The organism is Noviherbaspirillum sp., from assembly GCF_035254865.1.
In the GTDB taxonomy this organism is placed as follows: domain Bacteria; phylum Pseudomonadota; class Gammaproteobacteria; order Burkholderiales; family Burkholderiaceae_D; genus Noviherbaspirillum.
The window spans coordinates 79,332-100,588 of record NZ_DATFAF010000079.1 but is presented as its reverse complement, the minus strand read 5'-3'; the positions used below and the strand labels follow the sequence as shown (position 1 = coordinate 100,588).

Genomic DNA, 21,257 nt, shown 5'->3' with positions numbered 1-21,257 from the left:
AAGTTGTTGTCATGCATTTCTTCGCGAGAAGTAAAAAAATTTCGGGATGGATGGCCGTCAACTTATACCCGGAGGGGGTATGTGCGGTTCACGCTTCACGCACCCCGCTCGCCAAGCCTGTCATTGAGCGGGCAGCGTTTTACCCGTCCGATAGCTCGCCATTGCCAGAATTGCTTGAAAAGCTGGGGAAGGAATTGCACATTGGCCGCTATTACTGCATGACGTTGCTCAATAGCGGCGAGTATCAGTTGTTGGCGGTCGACGCACCTAATGTACCGCCCGACGAGATGAAAACAGCAATCCGCTGGCGCTTGAAGGACATGCTGGACTTCCATATTGATGACGCGACCATTGATGTGGCGGATGTTCCGGTCGACAAAAATGCTCCTGCGCGTAATCATTCCATGTTTGCGATTGCTGCTCGCAATCAAATAATTGCGCAACGGCAAGAGCTGTTCAATAACGCAAAAATTCCATTGAGCGTGATCGATATCCCCGAAATGGCGCAGCGTAATATCGCCGCACTGCTTGAACAGGAGGGGCGCGGCCTGGCGTTATTGTCATTTGATTCGACGGGCGGCTTGTTGACGGTCACCTTTTCCGGCGAGCTTTATCTCTCACGGCGCATTGACGTTACACCGGATCAGCTCGCACAACAGAATGCCGAGCAAAAGGACGCGGTTTTCGAGCGAATCACATTGGAGCTGCAGCGTTCGCTGGATCATTTCGACAGGCAGTACCATTTCATTACCGTATCAAAGCTGGTAATTTCATTGTCGGAACTGGGTTCGGGTTTGCAAGAGCATCTGGCGACCAATTTGTATATTCCGGTGGAAATGTTGAATCTGGAAACTGTATTGGATTTGTCAAAGGTACCGGAACTTCAGTCGCTCCAGGCACAACAGCGTTACTTCCTGGCGCTTGGCGCGGCATTGCGTCTCGAGGAAAAGACGCTATGACCCAACAGATCAATCTGTTCAATCCGATTTTTCTCACCCAGAAAAAATATTTTTCCGCCGTGACCATGGCGCAGGCACTTGGCCTGATTCTGGTCGGCTGCCTCCTCCTCGCCGGATACGCACAATATCAGGTGACAGCATATGGGAAAGAAGCGGCGGCGACGACTGCGCAATTGGCGGTGACGCAAGCCGAGCTGGGCAAGGTGAATGCGACGTACGGACCAAGGCAAAAATCAAAATCGCTTGAGGACGAATTGCATCAGGCCGAGGTGGAGGTGAGTGCGCTACAGCATGTTTTTGACACCTTGCAGCAAGGCGATTTCGGCAATACGAAGGGCTACGCGGATTATCTGCGCGCCTTCGCTCGGGAGATTGTGAACGGGGTCTGGCTGACCGGCTTCACTATCGAAGGCGCGGGAAATGAGATTGAGCTCCGCGGGCGTGCCTTGCAGCCGGAGCTGGTGCCCGCCTATATCACCCGTCTGAAGCGTGAGCCCGTCCTGCAAGGGAAGTCATTCGCAGCGCTCGAGATGCGCACGCCGGCATCCGACCAAGGCACCACGGATTCAGCGGGCCATATGACGAAACCGGCGGTGCCGGCTTACATTGAATTCAGCCTGCGATCATCCGGCATGGTGAAGGATCGCGCCGAAGCGTCGGGAGCAAAGAATAAATGAAACGATATTGGCAACGGCTGGCGCTGAAAATCGATGCCCTGACGCTACGCGAGCGTGCCATTATTTTTACGATGGCTGCGCTGATTCTGATCGTGCTGGTCAATACCATACTGCTGGACCCGCAATACGCCAGACAAAAAGAATTGTCCGACCGCATCAAGCAGGAGCAATCGCAAATCGCCTCCGCGCAGGCCGAAATTCAACGCAAGATTGCGGCGCAAACCGTGGATCCCGACAGTACGACCAAGATCCGGCTGCAGCAATTGAAGGAACAGTTCCGGCAAATGCAAACGTCCTTGCGAGGAATGCAGAAAGGACTGGTTTCTCCCGACAGGATGTCATCCCTGCTGGAAGACATCTTGAAAAGAAACGGCAGGCTGCGCTTGTTATCGCTCAAGACCTTGCCTGTCACGAGCATCAACGATACGCCGACCGCTACTCCGGAAGCGAGCGCGACGCAGTCCCGGGACAAGGCCGATGGCAAGCCCGCTGCTTCCCCAGACAAGCCGGTTGCCGATGCAATCTATCGCCACGGCGTGGAAATAGTCGTGCAAGGCGGATATCTGGACTTGCTGGATTACCTGAGCCAGCTTGAGGCGATGCCGTGGCAGCTGTTTTGGGGAAAGGCGAAGCTTGACTCGGAGGATTATCCAAAAGCGAAACTGACTTTGACGCTGTATACGTTGAGCTTGGACAAGAAATGGCTCAATATTTGAATATGACCGCGAAGCAAGTAATAATTCGATCTGCAACAGCGTGTCTCGCCTTCGGTGTGCATTTTATTGCCATGACGCAAGTCTTGAGTGATCCGACCCGCCCGCCAGTTGCCGCCAGTAGCGAGCTTGCATCGGGTCAGGCAGCGGCGGGGCCGATTCTGCAGTCGATCTTGATTTCGCCGCATCGGGCAGAAGCCATCATCAATGGGCAGACCGTCAAGGTAGGAGACAAAGTCGGCGAGGCGAAGGTCGTCAGGATCACGGAGAGCGAGGTTTTTCTGCGCAGTGGCAAGGATTTGCAGGCATTGAAGCTTTTCCCGAATATCGAAAAAAACTCGACCCGCGGCGCCTCGGCGCCAAAGCGGACGAATAGCGCGGACCAACGGCGGCATCAAGGGCAAACCCTAGAATGAAAAGAATTACATCAATTGCTATTGCTTTAAGCCTGCTGGGATGCGCTTCTTCATCCAAGCGCGAGACCTACGACCTGATCTCGACCGAGATGCAAAAAGCAACGGAGGCGGCGGCCAAGCATGCGCAATCGCAGCCTGACGCGGTATCGGCAGCCTTGCTCCCGCCTATCAACATTGAAATACCGAAGCCGAAGCAGGCTTTGGAAGAACGTTTCAGCCTGGCGCTCAACAACGTGCCGGCGAGCCAGTTCTTCATGGCGATCGCATCCGGAACGCGCTACAGCATGCTGGTTCATCCTGAAGTGACTGGCACGTTGTCGGCGAATCTCAAGGATGTGACGCTGTTTGAAGCACTGGATGCGATTCGTGAATTGTATGGCTATGACTACCAGGTAGACGGCACGCGCATCTACATCAAGCCCTTGACGCTGCAAACGCGCGTATTCACGGTGAACTACCTGACGGCCAATCGCCGCGGGACGTCGGACATCCGCGTGACGTCCGGATCCGTGAGCGATACATCAAGCTCGGGTGCCGCGCCGTCCCAAAGCGGGCAGCAGGGCAGCGTACCGGCGGGAGGTTCGAATACCTCGTCCACGACGCTTAACAGCAGCAAGATCAGTACCACGTCCAGCAGCGACTTTTGGGGCGAACTCAAGGCATCGCTGGAAGCCATCGTGGGCAACAAGGAAGGGCGCAGCGTGGTTGTCAGCCCGCAGTCCGGCGTGATTCTGGTTCGCGCCATGTGGGACGAGCTGAAGAACGTCAACGCCTATCTGAAGGCGGCACAACTCGCAGTCGACCGTCAGGTGATTCTTGAAGCAAAAATCCTCGAAGTGCAGCTGAACGACAGCTTCCAGAGCGGGATCAACTGGGCTTCGTTTGCTTCCTTTACCGGCATTGGCAATAATCGCACTGTCGCCGGATTCATGGCACCGGGCACTACCTTGTCGTCTGCTGCACGGTCCAATACGTTGACAACCAGTGTAGCGAGCACGAATCCGACCACCGGCGCTGGCGGCAACGCAACCATCACTGCGAATACCAGCCTCGACATGGGCGTTGCCGGCGCAGCAGCAGGTTCGCTGTTTGGCCTCGCATTCCAGACTGCCAATTTCGCTGCGCTGATTTCGTTCCTGGAGACGCAGGGATCGGTGCATGTGTTGTCGAGTCCGCGCATCGCCACGCTGAATAATCAAAAGGCCGTGCTCAAGGTCGGCAAGGACGAATTCTTCGTGACCAACATCAGTTCGAGCACCGTTGCCACCGGCTCCACCACGACAACCAGTCCGAGCGTAACGGTGCAGCCGTTCTTCTCCGGCGTTGCTCTGGACGTCACGCCGCAAATCGACGAGGACGGCAATATCATCCTGCACATCCATCCATCGGTCAGCAACGTCACGACGGTCGACAAGCCCTTGAACCTGGGAACGGCGGGATCGTTCAGCCTGCCGCTCGCATCGAGCACGGTGTCCGAGACGGACAGCGTCGTGCGCGGCCAGGACGGGCAAATCGTTGCAATCGGCGGCCTGATGCGGCAAGCATCGACTTCCGACAGATCGCAAGTTCCCGGTGCGGGCGACCTTCCGGTTGTCGGCGGCCTGTTCCGCAACACCAATCAGCTGACCCAGAAACGTGAACTGGTTATTCTGTTGAAACCGACAATTGTCCAGGGGAGCAGCACCTGGGCGCACGACATGACGGAAAGCCAGCAGCGCATTCATGCGCTGGAGCCGCGTAACGCGATGGAACTAAGGTAGTCATGTATAAAGCCCATTTCGGCCTGCGTGAACTGCCCTTTGGCATCACACCCGATACCAGTTTTTTCTTCGCCTGCTCCAATTACCAGGAAGCGCTGAATACGCTGCTGGTCGCTGCGAAGAATGGCGAAGGCTTTATCAAGATCACAGGCGAAGTCGGGGTCGGCAAGACGCTTTTGTGCCGCAAATTCATGGCGACTCTCGACAAGAGTTTTGTCACCGCCTACATTCCCAACCCCTTCCTCGAGCCACGCACCTTGATGCTTGCGCTCGCGGATGAACTGGAAATTCCGCAGCAAAAAGATGTCGATCAACATCAACTGCTGAAAGCGATCAACCATCGCTTGCTGGTGCTGGCACGTGAAGGAAAGCACGCGGTATTGTGCCTTGACGAAGCGCAGGCCATGCCGATCGAAACCTTGGAGGCATTGCGGCTGCTGACCAATCTCGAGACCGAGAAGCGCAAGCTGTTGCAGATCGTGATGTTCGGCCAGCCGGAACTGAACAGGAAGCTGGAGCAGGAAGCGATTCGCCAGTTGAATCAACGCATTACTTTTCATTATCATCTCGGGCCGCTCACAAAAGACGATATGGAGTTTTATATCTCTCACCGCCTGAGCGTGGCCGGCTATTCCGGCAGTCGCCTGTTCAATCGCGGCGCGATCAGAGCGCTTTTTGCGACCAGTGGCGGCATTCCACGTCTGGTGAACATCCTTTCGCACAAAGCCTTGATGCTGACCTTTGGCGAGGGCAAGCAGCAGGTCGGCACTCGGCATATCAAGGCGGCGGCGACCGACACCGGCGCAGCCCGAAGAGGGATCCGGCCGTGGGCCTGGCTTGGCGGAGTCATCTTGCTTGTCGCCAGTACCGGCGCGGGATGGGCGTTTTTCCGATGAGCCTGATCAATCAGATGTTGCAGGAGCTGGACGCGCGCCGCTCCGAAACGACGGGCTCCAGTCCGTTCGGTCAGCAGGTTCGGGCGGTTCCCGAGCAACGCGGCATACATCCGGCCTGGTGGGTCGCACTGGCGCTCGCAGGCGTATTGAGCGGCGTTCTGGCGTGGGTATTCCTGCAGCCCCCGGCCGCGACTCCGGCCCGGGCCGTAGCCCTGCCGCTCAAGCTGGACAGTGACCTGGATACGGTATCCGTGAGCGCTCAAAGCCCGTCTGCCGGTCAAATTACCAACCAAGCGATTCAGGCCGTGACGGCCGAACAGAGTTCCAGTGAGCCAAACGGGCGGGTGGAACCGCCGAAGGAGCCAGCAAGGCTGCCGGCGGCGGTACTCCCTGTCTCGTCGCCAGTGGAAAAGCAGGCCCCCGCCATAAAACCTGCTGCTCCATCTGAATCAGGCAAATCGACCTCGGCGAACGTCGTTCCCGACCTGGCCAAGGTGGTGCCCGCTGCAAAAAAAATGGCCGAAACCTCGGTGGCCAAACCGACGGGACCAGAGGCGCCGATCGCCATCAGCAAGCAGTTCAAGGAACTCACACCGCAACAGCGCGCGGAGAATGAATACCGCAAAGCGATCACCGCGGTTCAGCAAGGGAAAACGGCCGACGCGATCGCCGGTCTGGAACAGGCGCTGCAGCTTGATGCGCAACACGTCGCCGCGCGCCAGGCTTTGATTGGCGTATACCTGGAGAGCAAGCGGCAGGACGACGCATTGAACAAGGCGCGGGAAGGACTCGCGCTGGATCCGGCACAGGCGGGGCTGGCAATGATTGCCGCACGCCTGCAACTGGAAAAGGGAGCGCTACGGCCTGCCATTGAAACCCTTGAACGCACACTGCCCTTTGCTGCCGATCATGGCGACTATCAGGCATTTCTGGCGGCACTCTTGCAGCGTGATGAGCGGCACAAGCAAGCAGTGGAGCACTATTTGCAGGCAGTACAAAGGTCACCGCGAAATGGCGTCTGGTGGATGGGCTTGGGCATTTCCCTGCAAGCCGAACAGCGTTTTGCGGACGCGCAGGAAGCATTCAAGCGCGCCAAGGCAAGCAATAGCCTGACGCCGGAACTGGAGGCCTTCGTCGACGGACGGTTAAGTCAGCTCAAGCACTGACAGTACGCACACCATGGGCTTGCGGACATCGCGGCACAGGGGGATAACCCTGCGGCATCAGATCACTTTTCCAGCAGTGGCGGGATCAAGCAACTTATTGCAGTACTGCGGCCTGAACGTCTTGATCCGCTCAACCAATGCCGATGGTGTCGCTTCGTGAATCAGTAGCGAGGCCTGTTCGGCCTTCAGAAAGCGCTCGCTGACGACGTGCCGCAAAAACGAGATCAAGCCATCGTAAAAACCATTCACGTTGAGCAATGCGATCGGCTTGTCGTGAAATCCGAGTTGCGACCAGGTAAATACTTCGAATAGCTCTTCGAGCGTTCCGATGCCGCCGGGCATTGCGACGAACCCATCGGACAAGTCTGCCATCAACGCTTTCCGTTCATGCATGTCCTTGACGATATGCAGGCGCGTCAGGCCGATATGACCGACTTCCTTGTCCATCAGGGCCTTGGGAATCACGCCCGTCGCTTCGCCGCCCAGACGCATCACCTCGTCGGCGATCACGCTCATGAGGCCGACATTTCCGCCGCCATATACCAGTCCGATATTGTCGTTGACCATGGCTTTGGCGAGCAGGCGCGCAGCATCGGCATAATCCGGCGAGGCGCCGACGGATGAGCCGCAATAGACGCAGAGTGATTTCATGAGACTCCAATGGCAAGAATGACAGGACACCCGGTGTAGCCGGCGTGCAGGGAGCGCGAGGCGATCGCATTCGGCAATTATAAAAGCGCCCGATAAAATGTTGTTGTGCGACGCATCTTATCGGACGCTCTCTGGGCTTGTTCGCTAATTGAATGGGGCGAAGAGCCCCAGGCAAAGCTGCCGGACAGATTAATCTTCCAGCTCTTCTTTCGCCAGTTCCACATCCAGCCGCTCCATGGCGTCTTTCGCCTCGCATGCAGCAGCTTCTTCATACAACTTGACCGCCTCGTCCATTTTCTTTTTGCCTTCCAGCATGACGAGGCCATTGGCGTATTCGATCCTGCCGATTGCCGAGTCGGGATTGAGCTTGAGAGCGGCCTTGAAATACTTGATGCCTTCTTCTTTCTTGGCGCCGTAGGTCAGGCCGCCGATCATCGCCCCGACCTTGTCGATGATTTCCGCATGATAGGTGCCCAGTCCGATGTGCGCGTCGGCGTGCTTCGGAGCGAGCTTGATGGTCATGTCGAGGCTGTGCTTGACCTTGTTGCCGATGCCTTGCGACAGCGCCTTCACGATCGATATGCCTTGCGCATAGCGACCCAGCGCATAGGCGTGCCAATACCAGGCTGCGGGATTCTTCGGCTGTTCCTTCTGCTGCTCTTCACAGCGCTGCGCGACTTCTTCGAAGAGCGCCAGTTTCTTCTTCTCGGATTTTTCCAGGTAGTTGGCATAGATGCCGGTCGCCTTGTTGGCAACCGCATAACCGTCCATGCCTTGCTCCAGACCGAGCTTGGCGGCCTTTTCAAATTCCCCGGCATGGAATGCGATCCAAGCTTCTACCAGCGCCGCATCTTTCGGAAACGGTTCGGCGTCCCCCGCATGCAAGCGCGCCCAAGCCTTCTTGAGGCTGGCCGCAGTGTAGTTGTATGCGTCGTCGGAATAGGGGAATTTGCTCCATGCCATGGTATTGTCCTTATTTAAGTTTTTTTAGATATTCTTCCGCGAGTTTTTCAAACAGCAACTGTGTCTCGCCACGCAGATAGGGACCGATCAGCGAGAGCACCTGATAGCATCCGCGCGCGAGTGCTTCAGCCATGGCTTCCTGCTCGGTATATTTGCGCGGATTGCGCACATATTCGTAGGACAGCCAGTAGGTCGCGACAACCACAATGTTGGTCGCCAGCGCTTCGATTTCCTGATCCGTCGCTTCCATTGCCTTGTCTTCCCGCATGCCAAGGCAGAGTTCCTTCGCCACCTTGATCTTGTGCGCGAGGATTTGCTTGAAATGCAATTCCAGCTTGCGATTGCGGGACAGCAGGTCGCTCAGATCGCGGTAAAAGAAGCGGTATCGCCACACCAGTTCAAAGCTCAGGTGCAAATACAGCCACACGTCCTCCATGTTCGGACGACGGCCTTCCGGGATCGACAGCATGCGGCCAATCTCGGCCTCGAACTGCGCGAACAGCGAGTTGACGATGTCGTCCTTGTTTCGGAAGTGGTAGTACAGGTTGCCGGGCGAGATGTTCATTTCTTCGGCGATGACGGTGGTGGTGATGTTGGGTTCGCCAAACTCGTTGAACAGTCGGAGTGACAGTTCGAGGATGCGCTCGCGTGTGCGCCGAGGGGCTTTGTGTTGCATGCTAGTTGCCTCCCAAGTCTGTTTTGGTTTTGCACTAGCATAACACCGATGAAACGTTCCACAAATGCGATCCATCACTAGCCGGCAACGATTTTCAGATGCCTTTCCAGGCCGTCCAAAGTCTCGTTCAGACGATTCAATCCGAAACGATCTTCCTTGTCGCTTGTTGGCTTCTTGACCAGCGTCAAACTGGTATCGCGCAGTACTGACAATTTCAGCCGCAACCCGTGGCGTTCAAGCATCGGCCCGATTTCCTTGCGTCGCTGCCAGAGCATCATGCGGGTGTTCTGGTATGCGTTTTCGCACATGCGCCGCCTGCTGTTGTAGCTGAACAGGTTGGTGAAGAACATGTCGGCGTCTTCGGTGCTGGGTTCGATCAGGAGGATGTCCGACGTGGGATAGGTCACCGAGTAATTCGCCAGTCCGATTTCCACCCTGGAATGAATGATGGCGCGCAGCGATTGCGACAGTACTGACAGCAATCCGCCTTGGGCGAGTTTTCCTGCCGGGTGCAGTGAGCGGGCGTTGTAGGGCACGATGGGGTTCAGGCAGAGCAGCAGATCGACATCTTCTTCCAGTGCAATGGAGGCGTGCATGGTCTTGCGCAATGCGCCGTCGACGTAATACCTTCCGTCGATTTCGACCGGAGGGAACAATCCGGGAACCGCCGCGCTGGCTTGCGCGGCCTTGGAGATCGGCACATGCTCATAATCCCGATGGCCGAATCGAACCGGCTCGCCGGAATCGAGGTCCGTCGCGACGATGACCAGCCTTTGCCTGAGCTTACGAAAATCGTTGGTGCGCCCCTGGCTGGAAAATGTCTGCTGCATGAATTCATGGATGCCTTCGCCGGAGAATATCCCGGTCGGCAGGGCAGCCTTCAGGCGTTCCAGCGAACTGGCGATGCTGGATCTGCCGCCACGCCGCAGGTAGTGGTAAAGGCCGCCGACAAGCAGGACGGGAAATGCTGCTGCGCGGATGCTGAACTCTTCCCATGCGGGCCTGAGCAGAATTTCCGGCTTGAACAGTTCTTCTTCATTATCTCCGGCATCGCTTTCGACAAACAAGCGGCACATGTCATGCGGCGTGATGCCATTGGCGAGACCGGCCGCGATGATCCCGCCGGCGCTGATGCCGACATAGATCGCGGCATCGTTCAGGTCGAGGCCCTCGATCGATTCCTCGAATGCGGCCAGGGCGCCGATTTCATAAACGGCGCCAAGCGGGCCGCCGCCAGCCAGTGCCAGGCCAACGCGCGGCGATGTACCCCGGACCTTGCGCCGGGAAACAGGGGTAAGGGAAACGGACCGGGAAGTTTGCTTGGATGTCATAAGCCTTTGGAACCGGCGTTGATAAACTGTTTTCTCAACCTGAGATGCACCCAGCGGGCGTTAAAAAGGGCCTGTGCAAGCACAAGCCCTTTGGTTTGCGCAAGGAGCGCAGCAACGCTGCCTGCTTACTTGGCAGCGGCTTTTCTCGCAGCTGTTTTGACAGCTTTCTTCGCGACCGGTTTTGCAGCGACTTTCTTTGCCGCCGGTTTGGCTGCAGCGCGCGACGCGGCAGGTTTCTTGCCGGACAGTGTGGCGACTGCCTTGCTCAACTCTTCCACGCGCTTGGTCAGCGTCTGGATATCCTTCTGGGTCGGAACGCCAAGCGTCTTCAGCGAACGGGAGACGCGATCTTCAAAAACCTTTTCCAGCTTGTCCCAGGAACCGGCTGCTTGCTTGCTGACGCTGTCGGCCATCTTTGCGACGGTGTCGGTGACTTCGCCGACTTTTCCGTTGGCGAGTTTCTGGGTGCGTTTCTGCAGTTCGGTGCCTTCCTTGACCAGCTTCGCAAACACGCGGCCGCCTTCTTCCTGCGCCTTGGCGAATGCGCCCAACCCGGCTTGCCAGATCTGCTGCGCAGAGGTGCGCACTGCATCGGCCAGTTGTTTGTCGTCAGAATTCGCCAGTGCTTTCAGCTTCTTTACCATTGTGCTCTCCGTTCGTGAGTAACTCGGTCGCCGGTGTGCCCGACGCGCTTTTTGATGAATGCAGTTTAAGATGAAAAAGTCGAGATGGCATTCTAAACCGGTAGAGCGCCTGTTCTAAATGACGGCCCTTTGGTGCCGGGCGGCTTGCTAATGACCGCCGGGCCTGCAATGATTGACCCCTTGTAAATTCAGCAAAAAAAGGGGATGAAGATGCAGTATTTCGTCACAGGTGCCACAGGGTTTATCGGCAAGCGGCTCGTCAAAAAACTACTCGCCCGCAAAGGCAGCGTCGTCTATTTTCTGATGCGCGAAGAGAGCATGGAAAAGGTGCCTGCTCTGCTCGAATACTGGGGCGTCGCGAAGACGCGCGCTATCCCGGTATACGGTGATCTGCGCGCAGCCAGACTCGGCGTACCGAAGGAAGATATCACGAACCTGGCGGGGAACATCGACCACTTCTTCCACCTCGCGGCCATTTACGACCTGAAAGCCGATGCCGAAGAACAGATGGCGGTCAACATCGAAGGCACGCGCAACACCATCGCTTTCGCCAGTGCGATCCGCGCCGGTTGCCTGCATCATGTCAGCTCGATCGCCGCGGCCGGCCTGTTCGAAGGAATTTTCCGCGAGGACATGTTTGAGGAGGCAGAGAACCTTGAGCATCCGTATTTCGCATCCAAGCATGAATCTGAAAAGATCGTCCGCGATGAATACAAGCGCGACTATCGTATCTACCGGCCGGGCATGGTGGTGGGCGATTCTCGCACCGGCGAGATGGACAAGATCGACGGACCGTATTATTTCTTCAAGCTGATCCAGCGCATTCGCCAGATGCTTCCACCATGGATGCCGACCATCGGTCTCGAAGGCGGCCGCATCAACATCGTGCCGGTCGACTATGTGGTTGACGCGATGGACTTCATTGCGCACCAGCCAGACCTGGAGCGCAAGTGCTTCCATCTGACTGATCCCGACCCCATGCGTGTCGGCGACGTGCTCAATACCTTCGCTCGTGCAGCACATGCGCCTACCATGAGCTTGCGAATCAATGCTGCGCTGCTGGGTTTCATCCCGCGTTCGATCAAGAATGGCTTGATGGCATTGACGCCGGTGCGCCGCCTGAGAAATGCCGTCATGAAGGATCTGGGCCTGCCGGATGATCTGCTGCAATTCATCAATTACCCCACGCGTTTCGATAATCGCGATGCGGCCGCTGCGCTCAAGGGCAGCGGCATCAAGTGTCCGCGCCTGGAGGATTACGCCTATCGCATCTGGGACTACTGGGAACGCAACCTCGATCCGGATCTGTTCATCGACCGCACACTGCGCGGGCAGGTGGCCGGCAAGGTGGTGCTCGTGACCGGCGGCTCATCGGGCATCGGGCTCGCAGCCGCCCATAAGTTGGCGGAGGCGGGGGCGGTCACCATCATCTGCGGTCGCGATGAAGACAAGCTTGCAGCGGCGAAGAAGGAAATCAAGGAACGTGGCTTTGAAGTGATTACCTATGCAGTCGATGTCGCTGACATGACCGAATGCGATCGCTTTGTCGAGCGCTTGATCGAGAACCACGGCGGTGTCGATGTCCTGATCAACAACGCAGGCCGCTCCATTCGGCGCGGCATCGAGTCGAGCTTTGACAGGTTCCATGATTTCGAGCGCACCATGCAACTGAACTATTTCGGCGCGCTGCGTCTGACGATGGGCTTGTTGCCGAAGATGGTGGCGCAAAAGCGCGGACATGTAATCAACATCTCGTCGATTGGCGTGCTGACGAATGCGCCCCGCTTTTCAGCCTATGTCGCGTCGAAAGCGGCGCTGGATGCGTGGACACGTTGCGCTGCGTCCGAGTTTGCCGACCTGAACATCAAGTTCACGACGATCAACATGCCGCTGGTGCGCACGCCGATGATCGCGCCAACCAGGATTTATCAAAATGTCCCGACCTTGTCGCCGGACGATGCCGCCGACATGATCGCTCAGGCGATCGTGGACAAGCCCGTCCGTATTGCCACTCGGCTGGGTATTCTGGGCGAAGTGATGCACGCACTGGTGCCGCGCATCGCGCAGATTATCATGAACACGAGCTTCCGCATGTTCCCGGATTCCAATGCGGCAGCAGCGAATGGCGACAAGAAGGCTGTGCAGATGAGTGCGGATCAGATCGCGCTGCAGCAGTTGCTGCGCGGCGTGCATTTTTGACGGCGAAGGCGGGCCTGCAACGGGCCCGCCATTCGAATACGTCTCGAGGGAATCACCGCAATTCCGCCGGGATGACGACAGTGTCGATTTCATGAATCACACCGTTATCCGCCATCAGATCGCTTTGAATCACATTGGCGTTGTCGACAGTCACTTTGCCGTTATCCGACGTCAAAGTCAGCATGTCACCCTGAATTGTTTCAACCTTTCCCGGCTTGACGTCGGCGATCGCCACCTTGCCCTGGATAACATGATGATTGAGAACCTCGGCCAACCTGGTCTTGTCTTTCATCAGCGAATTCAAGGTTTCCGGCGGTAATTTCTTGAAAGCCGAATCGCTCGGCGCAAATACAGTGTACGGCCCTGAATTTTTGAGCGTATCGATCACGCCAGCCTTTTTGGCTGCGGCAAGAAAAGTCTTGAATGTGCCCGACGTCGCGGCCGTATCAACCAGGTCCGCGGCGAGAACTTGAGAGGCATTCAGCGTCAATGCAATAGCCGACACAATTGCAACGAAGGGATGCTTCATTACACACTCCTTGTCTTCGGAGAATACGAATGGTTTTGTATTGCGGTAATAGTGACGCCGAGACAGGCCTCGCGCGCCAGCATAACTGATGTCAGTTGTTATCAGGCCGGAAAAGTTCAAATCGCGCTATGCTTGTTGCGACACGGCTATTCGGAGATGTTATTCATGCTCATCAATTGCGTTGCGTATCAGGACGGAAAGCGGTTGGCCGAGGTTCCTGTACCGAGAATCGGCGAATTTCTTCACCGACCTGGTTGTTTCGTCTGGGTGGCGCTGAAGGATGCGGAGCCGGACGAGGTCAAGCAGATGCAGGATCAATTCAAGCTGCATGAACTGGCGGTCGAGGACGCGCTGCATGGCCATCAACGCCCCAAGATCGAGGAATACGGCGACTCCCTGTTCGGCGTGGTTCACACGATTGAAATGAACGATGGCGAATTGCGTGTCGGCGAGCTCGACATCTTCGTCGAGGAAAACTACGTCCTGTCGATCCGGAACAAAAGCGAGCATGGCTTGCTGGATGTGCGCGCGCGATGCGAGCGCGAGCCGCACATGCTGAAGCAAGGTGCTGCCTTCGTGTTCTATGCGCTGCTCGATGCAGTGGTGGATCGTTATTTTCCGGTCATCGATGCACTCGAATCCGAACTTGAAATGGTGGAGGAGCAGATATTCGCCAAGGGCTCCGAGCGCGCCAACATCGAGCGCCTGTACCAGCTCAAGCGCAAAGTGATGGTCTTGAAACATGCCGTGTTTCCCTTGATGGAGGCCGTCTCCAAACTGTACGGAGGACGCGTTCCGCGCATCTGCATGAGTACGCAGGAATATTTTCGAGACGTGTATGACCATCTTTATCGCATCAACACCTCGATCGATAACATCCGCGACACCATCAGCACGGCGATCCAGGTGAATCTGTCGATGGTTACCATTGATGAAAGCGAAGTGAACAAGCGACTGGCTGCATGGGCTGCCATCTTTGCCGTTGCCACCGCGTTCTTCGGTATCTGGGGCATGAACTTCGAAGTCATGCCGGAGTTGAAATGGCGATATGGCTATCCGGCGGCGATTCTTGTGGTAGCGCTCGTATGCGGATATCTGTACCGGCGTTTCAGAAAATCAGGATGGCTCTGAATCAGGCGCTTGCGGCGGCAAGCGAAACGGGTGTCGCCGCGCTGCGGATTTCCTGCACGACCTGGGCCTGGACGCGCGGATCAATCCCCAAGGCGACATGACCGACCGCATGGAACTCGATATTTTTGGCTCCCTCCAAATGCGAGGATCTTTGCGGTGAGATGATATTGTCCTGGTGCGAGTAGATGGACACGAACAGGCGATAGCAGGAAGGATCCTCGCTGGCTGCGAGCTTACGCAACCACTCGCTGGCGAGCCCTTCCTGCTCAGTCGCCGTCCAGCGCATCTGATGGGTGTTCACACCGACGCCGAAGTGGGCCAGCGCGGTTCCATGATGCGGCGTGCCGAGGGTGATGAGTTTGGCTATGCGGCGGCACCCGTGGTCGCGCAAGTAGGCACGTGCTGCCAATCCGCCCATGCTGTGAGCAACGATCACGATTCTGTCTTGCCGCGCCTCCTGGCATAGCCGCTCAACAGCACGGTGAATCAAGGGAACGTAGTCATCGATGCTGCCGATCACAGGTTCCATGTCAATCGCGTGATGGGTGATGTCCGCTGCGCGCAGCGCCTTGCTCATCGGATGCCAGTAGCCGCTGTTGCAGCCATAGCCGTGAATCAGCAACACGGGCAGTCCGGACGGATGTGTCGCGTCGTAGCGGGAAAATGTGCGAAACGGCATGGTCCATGAGGACGCCGTCATGGTTGCCCGGTATTCTCCGAGGAACAACTTGCATGCCTGCCACCAGCCGATACGATAGTGCACTGGTGTCTCACTGCGATACCGCCACGCAAGCGCGAAATTGTTGGCCGTGATGATCAGGCGCACCAGAAGAATGACTGCGAGACTCAGTGCTCCCGCAAGTGCCGGAGGATCGACATGCAAAGCGCTTCTCACCAGGAGATAGATCCCGATGCCGGCCAGAAGTTGAATCAATAGCAGCAGTCGCGTAATGCGTACGATCATGTTTCATGCGGCGCTGGGCGTCGGCGCCGGTTTGCCGGTCAGTTGGGCCGCCAGCGTACTTGCCAGGCGCGCGGTGATGCCATAGATCGAGAGTTGCGGATTGGCCCCGATGGATGTCGGGAACAGCGAACCGTCGTGCACCGATAAATTACTGACACCGTGATAGCGCCCGCTGGAGCTGACGACGCCGAGTTTCGTGTCATCCGACATGGTACACCCGCCCATGACATGCGCGGACACCACGCGCGCAATGCGCGGCTTGTAGGGCAAGGATTCAATCGCCTTCTTTGCCGATGGCCAATCGGTATAGGACTCTGCCATTTCGTGGACCGGATAGACGGTTTTTGCACCGGCGGCAAACTGAATCTCCGCCATGGTCAGCAGTGCACGCCTGACGCCGTCCCAGATGAAATCCGTGAGCGGGTAATCGAGCACCGGCGAGCCATCGCTCCTCAATTGCACGGTGCCGCCGGGCGACTGTTCGTTGAAGCCGTCACGCAGTAGCGCCAGCAAGGCATGCGCATGCGCGAACTGCTTCATGGTGGCGGCATGCGGTGCGCCGAAGCCTTGCATGGTGGAGGCGAACAGCAGGGGATGGAGTGGTGGCGCTTCCAGTTTGTAGCCGATGGGACCGTCGATCGGCTGGGTTTCGAGAAAATGGTCGGAATATACCGTTTGCGGCGCTCCCGAAAAGCCTTCGACCTTATCCTCAAACAATGCCGAAGAAATGATCGTCGGATGCAGGAAGGTGCGCTTGCCCAGCAAGCCATTGGGGTCGGGGGCTTGAGAACGCATCAACAGCGCCGGCGAATTGATTGCGCCTCCGGACACGACATAATGTTTGGCGCGCACATTGATCAGTTTGCCGGAAGGGGCAAGTCCGCTTGCGTCGAGTGCAACGCAGGCAAGCCCGTCAACCTTGTCTCCCTTGAATGAAAATTTGTCGGCTCGGGTGCGCGTCAACAGGGTCGCGCCATGGGTCAGCGCGGAGGGGATTGTGGTAACCAGCATCGACTGCTTGGCATTGGTCGGGCAGCCCATCCCGCAGTAGCCAAGGTTCCAGCAGCCCTTCACATTGCGCCGTATTGCGGCAACAGGAATGCCGAGTTTGGTTGCGCCTTGCTTGAGCAGTTCGTTGTTCCGGTTTGGTGCGATCAGCCAGGTATCGATATTCAGCCGCTTCTCCATCATCGAAAACCATGGCGCCAGCACATCAGTCGAATAATCATTCAGCGCAAACGTCTTCTGCCAATAATTCAATGTGGTCTTGGGAGTGCGAAAGCTGGACGTCCAGTTGACAGTGGTTGACCCGCCGACTGCACGGCCCTGCAGAATGTTGATGGCCTTGTCGCTGGTCTTGCGCGCTGCCGATTCCTGGTAAAGCGCGGGATAGGCTTGCGCCTCGCGCATCTTGAAATCTTTCGAGGATTTGAGCGGGCCTTCCTCAATCAGGAGGACATTCAATCCCGCCAGCGAAAGAATTTCCGCTGTCACACCACCACCTGCGCCAGTGCCGACGACAACCACATCGGCTTCGATCGTGCGGTTGTCGGTGAGCGTGGAGGCGTCGATGACTTTCCAGCCGGATGCCAGTCCTGCCTGAATCGGATCTGCGATGGGGCTCGTTGAAGTATTGGTCATGGCGTCACTTAGCTCAATTCCTTGATCGGGCCCGGGTAGCCGATAGCGGCCCAGGTCGACTCGTCGCCGTACCACGCTCCCATGATCAGGTCATGCAGTGCATGGTAAGCGCTCTGCAGCAAGGCGAAACGGCTCAGGCGCCAGCTTTGCAGGAAGGCGGCGATATCTTCCGGCCTGGCCGCCGGCCAGTCATCCGGAACGCCTGCGAGAAAGCGCCTCGTAGGACCAAGCGTCAGAAGGCCGAACAAGTCCTGAATTTCTTTTTGCGTCGCGAGCGTCAAACCGCTGATTGCGACGCCCACCCGTGTCACTGCGGCTTGAACTGTTGATGGCGCCGGATCAATTGCATCTTTCAGAACGACCGGGACGATTGCCCCGAGCACGGCTCGCGCCGCCTCGTCCAGAACGAACCTGCCGGACGGCACTGTCCGCTGTGTCGCACGATAAATACCGCCGGCCGCCACCAGCGCAATCGTACCGATCAAGCCGGCCTTTAAAAAGGAGCGGCGGGATAGGGTAGTTGCCATATCTCCTCGTTGTAATAGTTTTCGCCTAGTGTACTCCGGCGAAAACTTTGCCTGCCTTAGCAAAATAGAGTTCTAGCTCTAGAATGGATTTGCACAATATCTCTTCTCGATGTTCGTACAAAATAGAGGTCATTGGCAGTTCAGGCAAGGAAGGCAGTCCCTATTGCTTGCAATATGAGAATTGCGACACAGATCATGGAAAAGTCGGAAATCATCGCCGTTCTTCGGCGCGAGCTGGAAACTGTCGTGGCAGAGCGCCGCGTCGCCAAGGAAAATCCCGCCATGAACGCGGCGCGCACTGCACTTAGGCAATTCCAGTCGCAGCGGATGGCGCGAACCCATGCGGATTTGCTGGCGAAAACGGAAACGGGGCCGGCGGCGCGTTTTTTTCTCAGCGATTTGTACGGTCCCTACGATTTGACCGAGCGGGATGCCAATCTGGAGCGCATCATTCCGTCCATGGAACGCTTGCTGCCGGCAGCGGCGCTCGAAACCGTTGCAGAGGCCGTGGCATTGGATGCGCTGTCCGAAAAGCTCGATGCGGGAATGGCCTGTCGTCTGGGTGAATCATTTACGGAGGTCGACTATATCGATGCCTACCGAAAGGTGGGCAAGCGCACCGACCGTGAACGCCAGTTGGCGCATGTCGAGTCAGTGGGAGCGGCCTTGTGCGAGTTGGTGCGCATACCCTTGGTCGGCAGTACGCTGGCGATGATGCGCGGCCCTTCCAGGCTGGCGAAGCTCACCGAGCTGCACAGTTTTCTTGAGCGCGGCTTCAAGGCTTTCAAGGGAATGAAACGTCCATACGATTTCGTGACGACGATCATTCAGCGTGAACGGGCGATCATGGACGCGATGTATGCGGGGAAAAAAAATCCGTTCGCGACGCCTGCCCCTGTCGATCACGCGTCCATTGCGAACGCGTAAGGCCCGGCCACTATTTCTTTGCGGGTTTATTCTCAGGCATGTCCAGGACGGTAACAATGCGCGTACCGGCGATGCGGTCATGGAGAAACTGTCGTTGCGGATCGAAGTATGCCGTCAGCGCCCAAAGAAACACATTCGCCGCGGGAATCATTACCAGCATCCAGTTCTTGGCACCCATGGCCCATGCGGCGGCCAAGCCGGGCAAGACCCAGAGCCAGGCAAGCAAATACCGTCCGACCGCTCGTTTCACACCGATATGGTGGCCATCGACGGTTACCAGACGAATGCGCCAGGTTTTCATCGCCAGAGTTTGGCCGCCATGCGTCCAGAACCAGACGAAGTAGATGCCGATGACCAGAAAAAGCCAATCCTGCAACGCATCCCTCAAATACAAAGCATGCCGCTGCTGCAGCAAGGTTGAAAAGATCCAGCCTGAAATGAACAGTACGCCGAACATCAGCATTGCTTCATAGAGCATGCTGGCGAGGCGACGCTTGAGTGGGGGTGTCGAGGTAATGTCCAACTGAAGAACTTATGGTTTGGCGGGTTGTGCGGATGATTGAATCGCGGATCTGCTTGCTGCCTTGGGCGTGACGGATTGTTCCAATACAGGCTTCGGAGCTGATTTGATCGGCGGCAGTGTCTTGCTGTTCTTGCCTTGCGACGCGGGTGAGGGAAGTGTTGCGACGCGCTTTCTGGACGCCGCATCTGCTGCCAGCTTTTTCTTCTGCTCGTCGGGCAACTGCTTGTATTCCTCCCAATGGGCCGACTTCTGGTCCCGATTGAGTTTCTTGGCGCGAGCGTAGTTCTCGCGCGCGATTCTCCGTTGCTCCGGCGTCAACTTGATCCAGTCACGCATCCGCGCCTGCAAGCGCTGCTGCTCGTCGGGTTTCATGGACGCGTACTTGTTGCCGATGGCAAGCCATTTCTTCTTGCGGAAGGCATCCATCTTGTCCCATTCCGGCGCGAGAGGTGCAAGGGCTTGTTGCTGCGCCGGCGTCAACTCGACCCACAGCGGCCGTCCCGTTGTCTGCGATTTTGTCGCAGTCGCGGCACGCGTGCTTGATGGCGTTGGCGAAGGGGTTGAGGCGGGTGCTGGGGCGGTTTGTGCATGTACGCCAAGGGCGAATCCGCTTAACGTTGTGACAAGCGAAAAGCCCAAAATGAACACCGCCCGCGCGGGGCGGGCGTTGAGCAGGGAAGAAAATACCGTCATGTCATTCGCCTCGCTTGGCGAGGTAGGCATTGAAGCCGTGATCGAGGTATGCCGACAGCGGAAGCTCATCCGCCAGTACCTCCGCATCGATATCCGCGGTGTCATTGATGTGACGTTGCTGTTCATATCGGAAAATGCTGCTCAGTCCGATGACAAGGACGACCAGCGGAACGGCCAGTCCCATGCGCGTCAGCCAGGAAAGGGGTTCGCTGAAAAAATGACCAGTTTGTCCGGCAAAAAATCGTTGCGGCACAAAAACGCGCAGCCGGGATTCCTTTTTTTTGCGAGATAGCGCAATTTTGCGAGCAGAAGCCAGCTTTTCTGCGGCAGAGGGCGGTAAATTATCCAGATTTTCGTTCAGCGCATGACGCACTTTGTAAGCGAAATTCAATTGGTTCGAATTCATAATGTGATTCCTTTGGCTCTCAGCGCTTGGGCCAGCGTATGCGTGGCACGGGAGCAGTGCGTTTTCACGCTTCCCTCGGAGCATCCCATCGCTGCAGCCGTTTCGGCTACATCCATATCCTGCCAATAACGCATGAGGAAGGCTTCCCGTTGACGCGCCGGCAGTTTTTGTATCTCTTGCTCTATGACGGCGAGCACCTGGTCGCGTTCGACCTTGTCTGCGCTGGATTCGGCAGCTTCAGTGCCTTCTTCGGCCTCATAGGTTTCCAGCAAATCGAAGTTCTCCATGTCCCCCTGGTCGCTCCCCAGGCCGGAAAAGAGGCTTACCCATGTCCCGCGCACCTTTTCGCGCCGGAAGTAATCATGGATCGTGTTCTGCAAAATCCGCTGAAACAGAAGGGGCAGCTCGGCCGCAGGCTTGTCACCATACTTTTCCGCGAGCTTGATCATTGCGTCCTGCACAATATCGAGCGCCGCCTCGTCCTTCCGAACGGCATAGGCGGCCTGCTTGAAGGCTCGTCGCTCAACGCTTTCCAGAAAGTCGGACAGTTCTTTGTCAGTGGCCATGCGATACGGCAGCTTGTATCCGGGCCGCCAGGGGAATTGTGGATCGAGGAGAAATCGTGCTCTTGAGTACTTGTTTCGCGAACTGTGCGCATGCTAGCAAAAAAGCTCGTCCTTGTGCATGGATTTTACGGAAAATGCTTGATTTCTAAGGCTTTTACAAGAATTTAGCTTGACCAAAATGATGCGACGCATTAACTTATCAGTCCCTTCCTACCCTAGAAGGGAATGTCTTTTCGCGCGGCGCATAATGCCGCCCTCCGAACAGGCGCGCTTTAACTTTTAAAAGCTGTTTGCTCTAA

General features: G+C 56.9%; 23 protein-coding genes. 10 read left to right on the top strand and 13 right to left on the bottom strand.

All coding sequences use genetic code 11. The features are described from left to right. Positions 1-11: 11 nt before the first annotated feature. The 7 genes from pilM to VJ651_RS20205 all read left to right on the top strand — a co-directional run bounded on the left by pilM (position 12) and on the right by VJ651_RS20205 (position 6,587). Positions 12-959, top strand: coding sequence for an agglutinin biogenesis protein MshI (pilM, locus tag VJ651_RS20235; RefSeq protein WP_324109155.1), 948 nt, complete (start codon positions 12-14; stop codon positions 957-959). Positions 960-1,024: 65 nt separating this feature from the next. Continuing rightward, complete coding sequence (locus VJ651_RS20230; RefSeq protein ID WP_324109163.1) at positions 1,025-1,636, top strand: PilN domain-containing protein; 612 nt, start codon at positions 1,025-1,027, stop codon at positions 1,634-1,636. After that, positions 1,633-2,352 (top strand): MSHA biogenesis protein MshJ, encoded by a 720-nt coding sequence (locus VJ651_RS20225; protein ID WP_324109154.1) that lies wholly within the window; start codon positions 1,633-1,635, stop codon positions 2,350-2,352. Before VJ651_RS20230 ends, VJ651_RS20225 begins: the two co-directional genes overlap by 4 nt. Then, the gene (locus VJ651_RS20220) at positions 2,337-2,765 is read left to right on the top strand and encodes a hypothetical protein (protein ID WP_324109153.1); all 429 of its coding nucleotides are present in this window, start codon (positions 2,337-2,339) and stop codon (positions 2,763-2,765) included. The genes VJ651_RS20225 and VJ651_RS20220 overlap by 16 nt, the downstream gene beginning before the upstream one ends. After that, positions 2,762-4,525, top strand: coding sequence for a pilus (MSHA type) biogenesis protein MshL (mshL, locus tag VJ651_RS20215; protein ID WP_324109152.1), 1,764 nt, complete (start codon positions 2,762-2,764; stop codon positions 4,523-4,525). The genes VJ651_RS20220 and mshL overlap by 4 nt, the downstream gene beginning before the upstream one ends. A 2-nt stretch (positions 4,526-4,527) precedes the next feature. Then, positions 4,528-5,421 (top strand): ExeA family protein, encoded by an 894-nt coding sequence (locus VJ651_RS20210; protein ID WP_324109151.1) that lies wholly within the window; start codon positions 4,528-4,530, stop codon positions 5,419-5,421. Continuing rightward, positions 5,418-6,587, top strand: a complete 1,170-nt coding sequence (locus tag VJ651_RS20205) for a tetratricopeptide repeat protein (RefSeq protein WP_324109150.1) — start codon at positions 5,418-5,420, stop codon at positions 6,585-6,587. Before VJ651_RS20210 ends, VJ651_RS20205 begins: the two co-directional genes overlap by 4 nt. A 57-nt stretch (positions 6,588-6,644) precedes the next feature. Here VJ651_RS20205 and VJ651_RS20200 read toward each other — a convergent pair whose 3' ends face one another. From VJ651_RS20200 to VJ651_RS20180, 5 genes are all read right to left on the bottom strand, one after another. Beyond that, complete coding sequence (locus tag VJ651_RS20200; protein ID WP_324109149.1) at positions 6,645-7,238, bottom strand: TIGR00730 family Rossman fold protein; 594 nt, start codon at positions 7,236-7,238, stop codon at positions 6,645-6,647. A 189-nt stretch (positions 7,239-7,427) separates the two neighbouring features. Further along, positions 7,428-8,201 carry a hypothetical protein gene (locus tag VJ651_RS20195; RefSeq protein WP_324109148.1) on the bottom strand — a complete coding sequence of 258 codons (774 nt, stop codon included), beginning with the start codon at positions 8,199-8,201 and terminating at the stop codon, positions 7,428-7,430. 10 nt (positions 8,202-8,211) lie between these two features. Next, entirely contained in the window at positions 8,212-8,877 is a 666-nt protein-coding gene (locus tag VJ651_RS20190; RefSeq protein ID WP_324109147.1) for a TetR/AcrR family transcriptional regulator, read from the bottom strand. A 77-nt stretch (positions 8,878-8,954) separates the two neighbouring features. After that, the gene (locus VJ651_RS20185) at positions 8,955-10,208 is read right to left on the bottom strand and encodes a patatin-like phospholipase family protein (RefSeq protein WP_324109146.1); all 1,254 of its coding nucleotides are present in this window, start codon (positions 10,206-10,208) and stop codon (positions 8,955-8,957) included. A 125-nt stretch (positions 10,209-10,333) separates the two neighbouring features. Next, complete coding sequence (locus VJ651_RS20180) at positions 10,334-10,852, bottom strand: phasin family protein (RefSeq protein ID WP_136418131.1); 519 nt, start codon at positions 10,850-10,852, stop codon at positions 10,334-10,336. Between the two features lie 210 nt (positions 10,853-11,062). Between VJ651_RS20180 and VJ651_RS20175 the strand changes: the two genes are divergently transcribed. Continuing rightward, a complete protein-coding gene (locus VJ651_RS20175; protein ID WP_324109162.1) occupies positions 11,063-13,051 on the top strand; it encodes an SDR family oxidoreductase in 1,989 nt (662 codons plus the stop codon). 52 nt (positions 13,052-13,103) lie between these two features. Here VJ651_RS20175 and VJ651_RS20170 read toward each other — a convergent pair whose 3' ends face one another. Continuing rightward, complete coding sequence (locus tag VJ651_RS20170; protein WP_324109145.1) at positions 13,104-13,700, bottom strand: fasciclin domain-containing protein; 597 nt, start codon at positions 13,698-13,700, stop codon at positions 13,104-13,106. A gap of 45 nt (positions 13,701-13,745) precedes the next feature. Between VJ651_RS20170 and corA the strand changes: the two genes are divergently transcribed. Then, positions 13,746-14,711, top strand: coding sequence for a magnesium/cobalt transporter CorA (gene corA / locus VJ651_RS20165; protein ID WP_324109144.1), 966 nt, complete (start codon positions 13,746-13,748; stop codon positions 14,709-14,711). 1 nt (position 14,712) lies between these two features. Here the strand turns inward: corA and VJ651_RS20160 are convergent, their stop codons facing one another. Genes VJ651_RS20160 through VJ651_RS20150 form a run of 3 tightly spaced genes read right to left on the bottom strand, consistent with a single transcriptional unit; the run spans position 14,713 to position 17,843 of the window. After that, on the bottom strand, positions 14,713-15,675 hold the full coding sequence (locus VJ651_RS20160; RefSeq protein ID WP_324109143.1) for an esterase/lipase family protein: 963 nt from the start codon (positions 15,673-15,675) through the stop codon (positions 14,713-14,715). Positions 15,676-15,678: 3 nt separating this feature from the next. Next, positions 15,679-17,316: a GMC family oxidoreductase gene (locus tag VJ651_RS20155; protein WP_324109142.1), complete on the bottom strand. Its 1,638-nt coding sequence runs from the start codon at positions 17,314-17,316 to the stop codon at positions 15,679-15,681. An 8-nt stretch (positions 17,317-17,324) separates the two neighbouring features. Then, complete coding sequence (locus VJ651_RS20150; protein ID WP_324109141.1) at positions 17,325-17,843, bottom strand: twin-arginine translocation signal domain-containing protein; 519 nt, start codon at positions 17,841-17,843, stop codon at positions 17,325-17,327. A 195-nt stretch (positions 17,844-18,038) separates the two neighbouring features. Here VJ651_RS20150 and VJ651_RS20145 point away from each other — a divergent pair, with 195 nt between their 5' ends. Next, a complete protein-coding gene (locus VJ651_RS20145; RefSeq protein ID WP_324109140.1) occupies positions 18,039-18,770 on the top strand; it encodes an FFLEELY motif protein in 732 nt (243 codons plus the stop codon). Between the two features lie 10 nt (positions 18,771-18,780). Here the strand turns inward: VJ651_RS20145 and VJ651_RS20140 are convergent, their stop codons facing one another. Genes VJ651_RS20140 through VJ651_RS20125 form a run of 4 tightly spaced genes read right to left on the bottom strand, consistent with a single transcriptional unit; the run spans position 18,781 to position 20,958 of the window. After that, on the bottom strand, positions 18,781-19,293 hold the full coding sequence (locus tag VJ651_RS20140) for an RDD family protein (RefSeq protein ID WP_324109139.1): 513 nt from the start codon (positions 19,291-19,293) through the stop codon (positions 18,781-18,783). Positions 19,294-19,302: 9 nt separating this feature from the next. Further along, positions 19,303-19,986: a DUF3106 domain-containing protein gene (locus VJ651_RS20135; protein WP_324109138.1), complete on the bottom strand. Its 684-nt coding sequence runs from the start codon at positions 19,984-19,986 to the stop codon at positions 19,303-19,305. Position 19,987: 1 nt separating this feature from the next. Further along, positions 19,988-20,392, bottom strand: coding sequence for a DUF3619 family protein (locus tag VJ651_RS20130; RefSeq protein WP_324109137.1), 405 nt, complete (start codon positions 20,390-20,392; stop codon positions 19,988-19,990). Further along, positions 20,389-20,958, bottom strand: a complete 570-nt coding sequence (locus tag VJ651_RS20125; RefSeq protein WP_324109136.1) for an RNA polymerase sigma factor — start codon at positions 20,956-20,958, stop codon at positions 20,389-20,391. The genes VJ651_RS20130 and VJ651_RS20125 overlap by 4 nt, the downstream gene beginning before the upstream one ends. Positions 20,959-21,257 lie beyond the last annotated feature (299 nt).

What these genes read in the sequence shown, in the direction of transcription:
- pilM (WP_324109155.1), top strand. Translation starts at nt 12, where the DNA reads ATGCATTTCTTCGCGAGAAGTAAAAAAATTTCGGGATGGATGGCCGTC.
- VJ651_RS20205 (WP_324109150.1), top strand. Translation starts at nt 5,418, where the DNA reads ATGAGCCTGATCAATCAGATGTTGCAGGAGCTGGACGCGCGCCGCTCC.
- VJ651_RS20195 (WP_324109148.1), bottom strand. Translation starts at nt 8,201, where the DNA reads ATGGCATGGAGCAAATTCCCCTATTCCGACGACGCATACAACTACACT.
- VJ651_RS20185 (WP_324109146.1), bottom strand. Translation starts at nt 10,208, where the DNA reads ATGACATCCAAGCAAACTTCCCGGTCCGTTTCCCTTACCCCTGTTTCC.
- VJ651_RS20130 (WP_324109137.1), bottom strand. Translation starts at nt 20,392, where the DNA reads ATGAATTCGAACCAATTGAATTTCGCTTACAAAGTGCGTCATGCGCTG.
- corA (WP_324109144.1), top strand. Translation starts at nt 13,746, where the DNA reads ATGCTCATCAATTGCGTTGCGTATCAGGACGGAAAGCGGTTGGCCGAG.
- VJ651_RS20145 (WP_324109140.1), top strand. Translation starts at nt 18,039, where the DNA reads ATGGAAAAGTCGGAAATCATCGCCGTTCTTCGGCGCGAGCTGGAAACT.
- VJ651_RS20225 (WP_324109154.1), top strand. Translation starts at nt 1,633, where the DNA reads ATGAAACGATATTGGCAACGGCTGGCGCTGAAAATCGATGCCCTGACG.
- VJ651_RS20180 (WP_136418131.1), bottom strand. Translation starts at nt 10,852, where the DNA reads ATGGTAAAGAAGCTGAAAGCACTGGCGAATTCTGACGACAAACAACTG.
- VJ651_RS20220 (WP_324109153.1), top strand. Translation starts at nt 2,337, where the DNA reads ATGGCTCAATATTTGAATATGACCGCGAAGCAAGTAATAATTCGATCT.
- VJ651_RS20160 (WP_324109143.1), bottom strand. Translation starts at nt 15,675, where the DNA reads ATGATCGTACGCATTACGCGACTGCTGCTATTGATTCAACTTCTGGCC.
- mshL (WP_324109152.1), top strand. Translation starts at nt 2,762, where the DNA reads ATGAAAAGAATTACATCAATTGCTATTGCTTTAAGCCTGCTGGGATGC.
- VJ651_RS20125 (WP_324109136.1), bottom strand. Translation starts at nt 20,958, where the DNA reads ATGGCCACTGACAAAGAACTGTCCGACTTTCTGGAAAGCGTTGAGCGA.
- VJ651_RS20150 (WP_324109141.1), bottom strand. Translation starts at nt 17,843, where the DNA reads ATGGCAACTACCCTATCCCGCCGCTCCTTTTTAAAGGCCGGCTTGATC.
- VJ651_RS20135 (WP_324109138.1), bottom strand. Translation starts at nt 19,986, where the DNA reads ATGACGGTATTTTCTTCCCTGCTCAACGCCCGCCCCGCGCGGGCGGTG.
- VJ651_RS20200 (WP_324109149.1), bottom strand. Translation starts at nt 7,238, where the DNA reads ATGAAATCACTCTGCGTCTATTGCGGCTCATCCGTCGGCGCCTCGCCG.
- VJ651_RS20230 (WP_324109163.1), top strand. Translation starts at nt 1,025, where the DNA reads ATGGCGCAGGCACTTGGCCTGATTCTGGTCGGCTGCCTCCTCCTCGCC.
- VJ651_RS20210 (WP_324109151.1), top strand. Translation starts at nt 4,528, where the DNA reads ATGTATAAAGCCCATTTCGGCCTGCGTGAACTGCCCTTTGGCATCACA.
- VJ651_RS20155 (WP_324109142.1), bottom strand. Translation starts at nt 17,316, where the DNA reads ATGACCAATACTTCAACGAGCCCCATCGCAGATCCGATTCAGGCAGGA.
- VJ651_RS20175 (WP_324109162.1), top strand. Translation starts at nt 11,063, where the DNA reads ATGCAGTATTTCGTCACAGGTGCCACAGGGTTTATCGGCAAGCGGCTC.
- VJ651_RS20190 (WP_324109147.1), bottom strand. Translation starts at nt 8,877, where the DNA reads ATGCAACACAAAGCCCCTCGGCGCACACGCGAGCGCATCCTCGAACTG.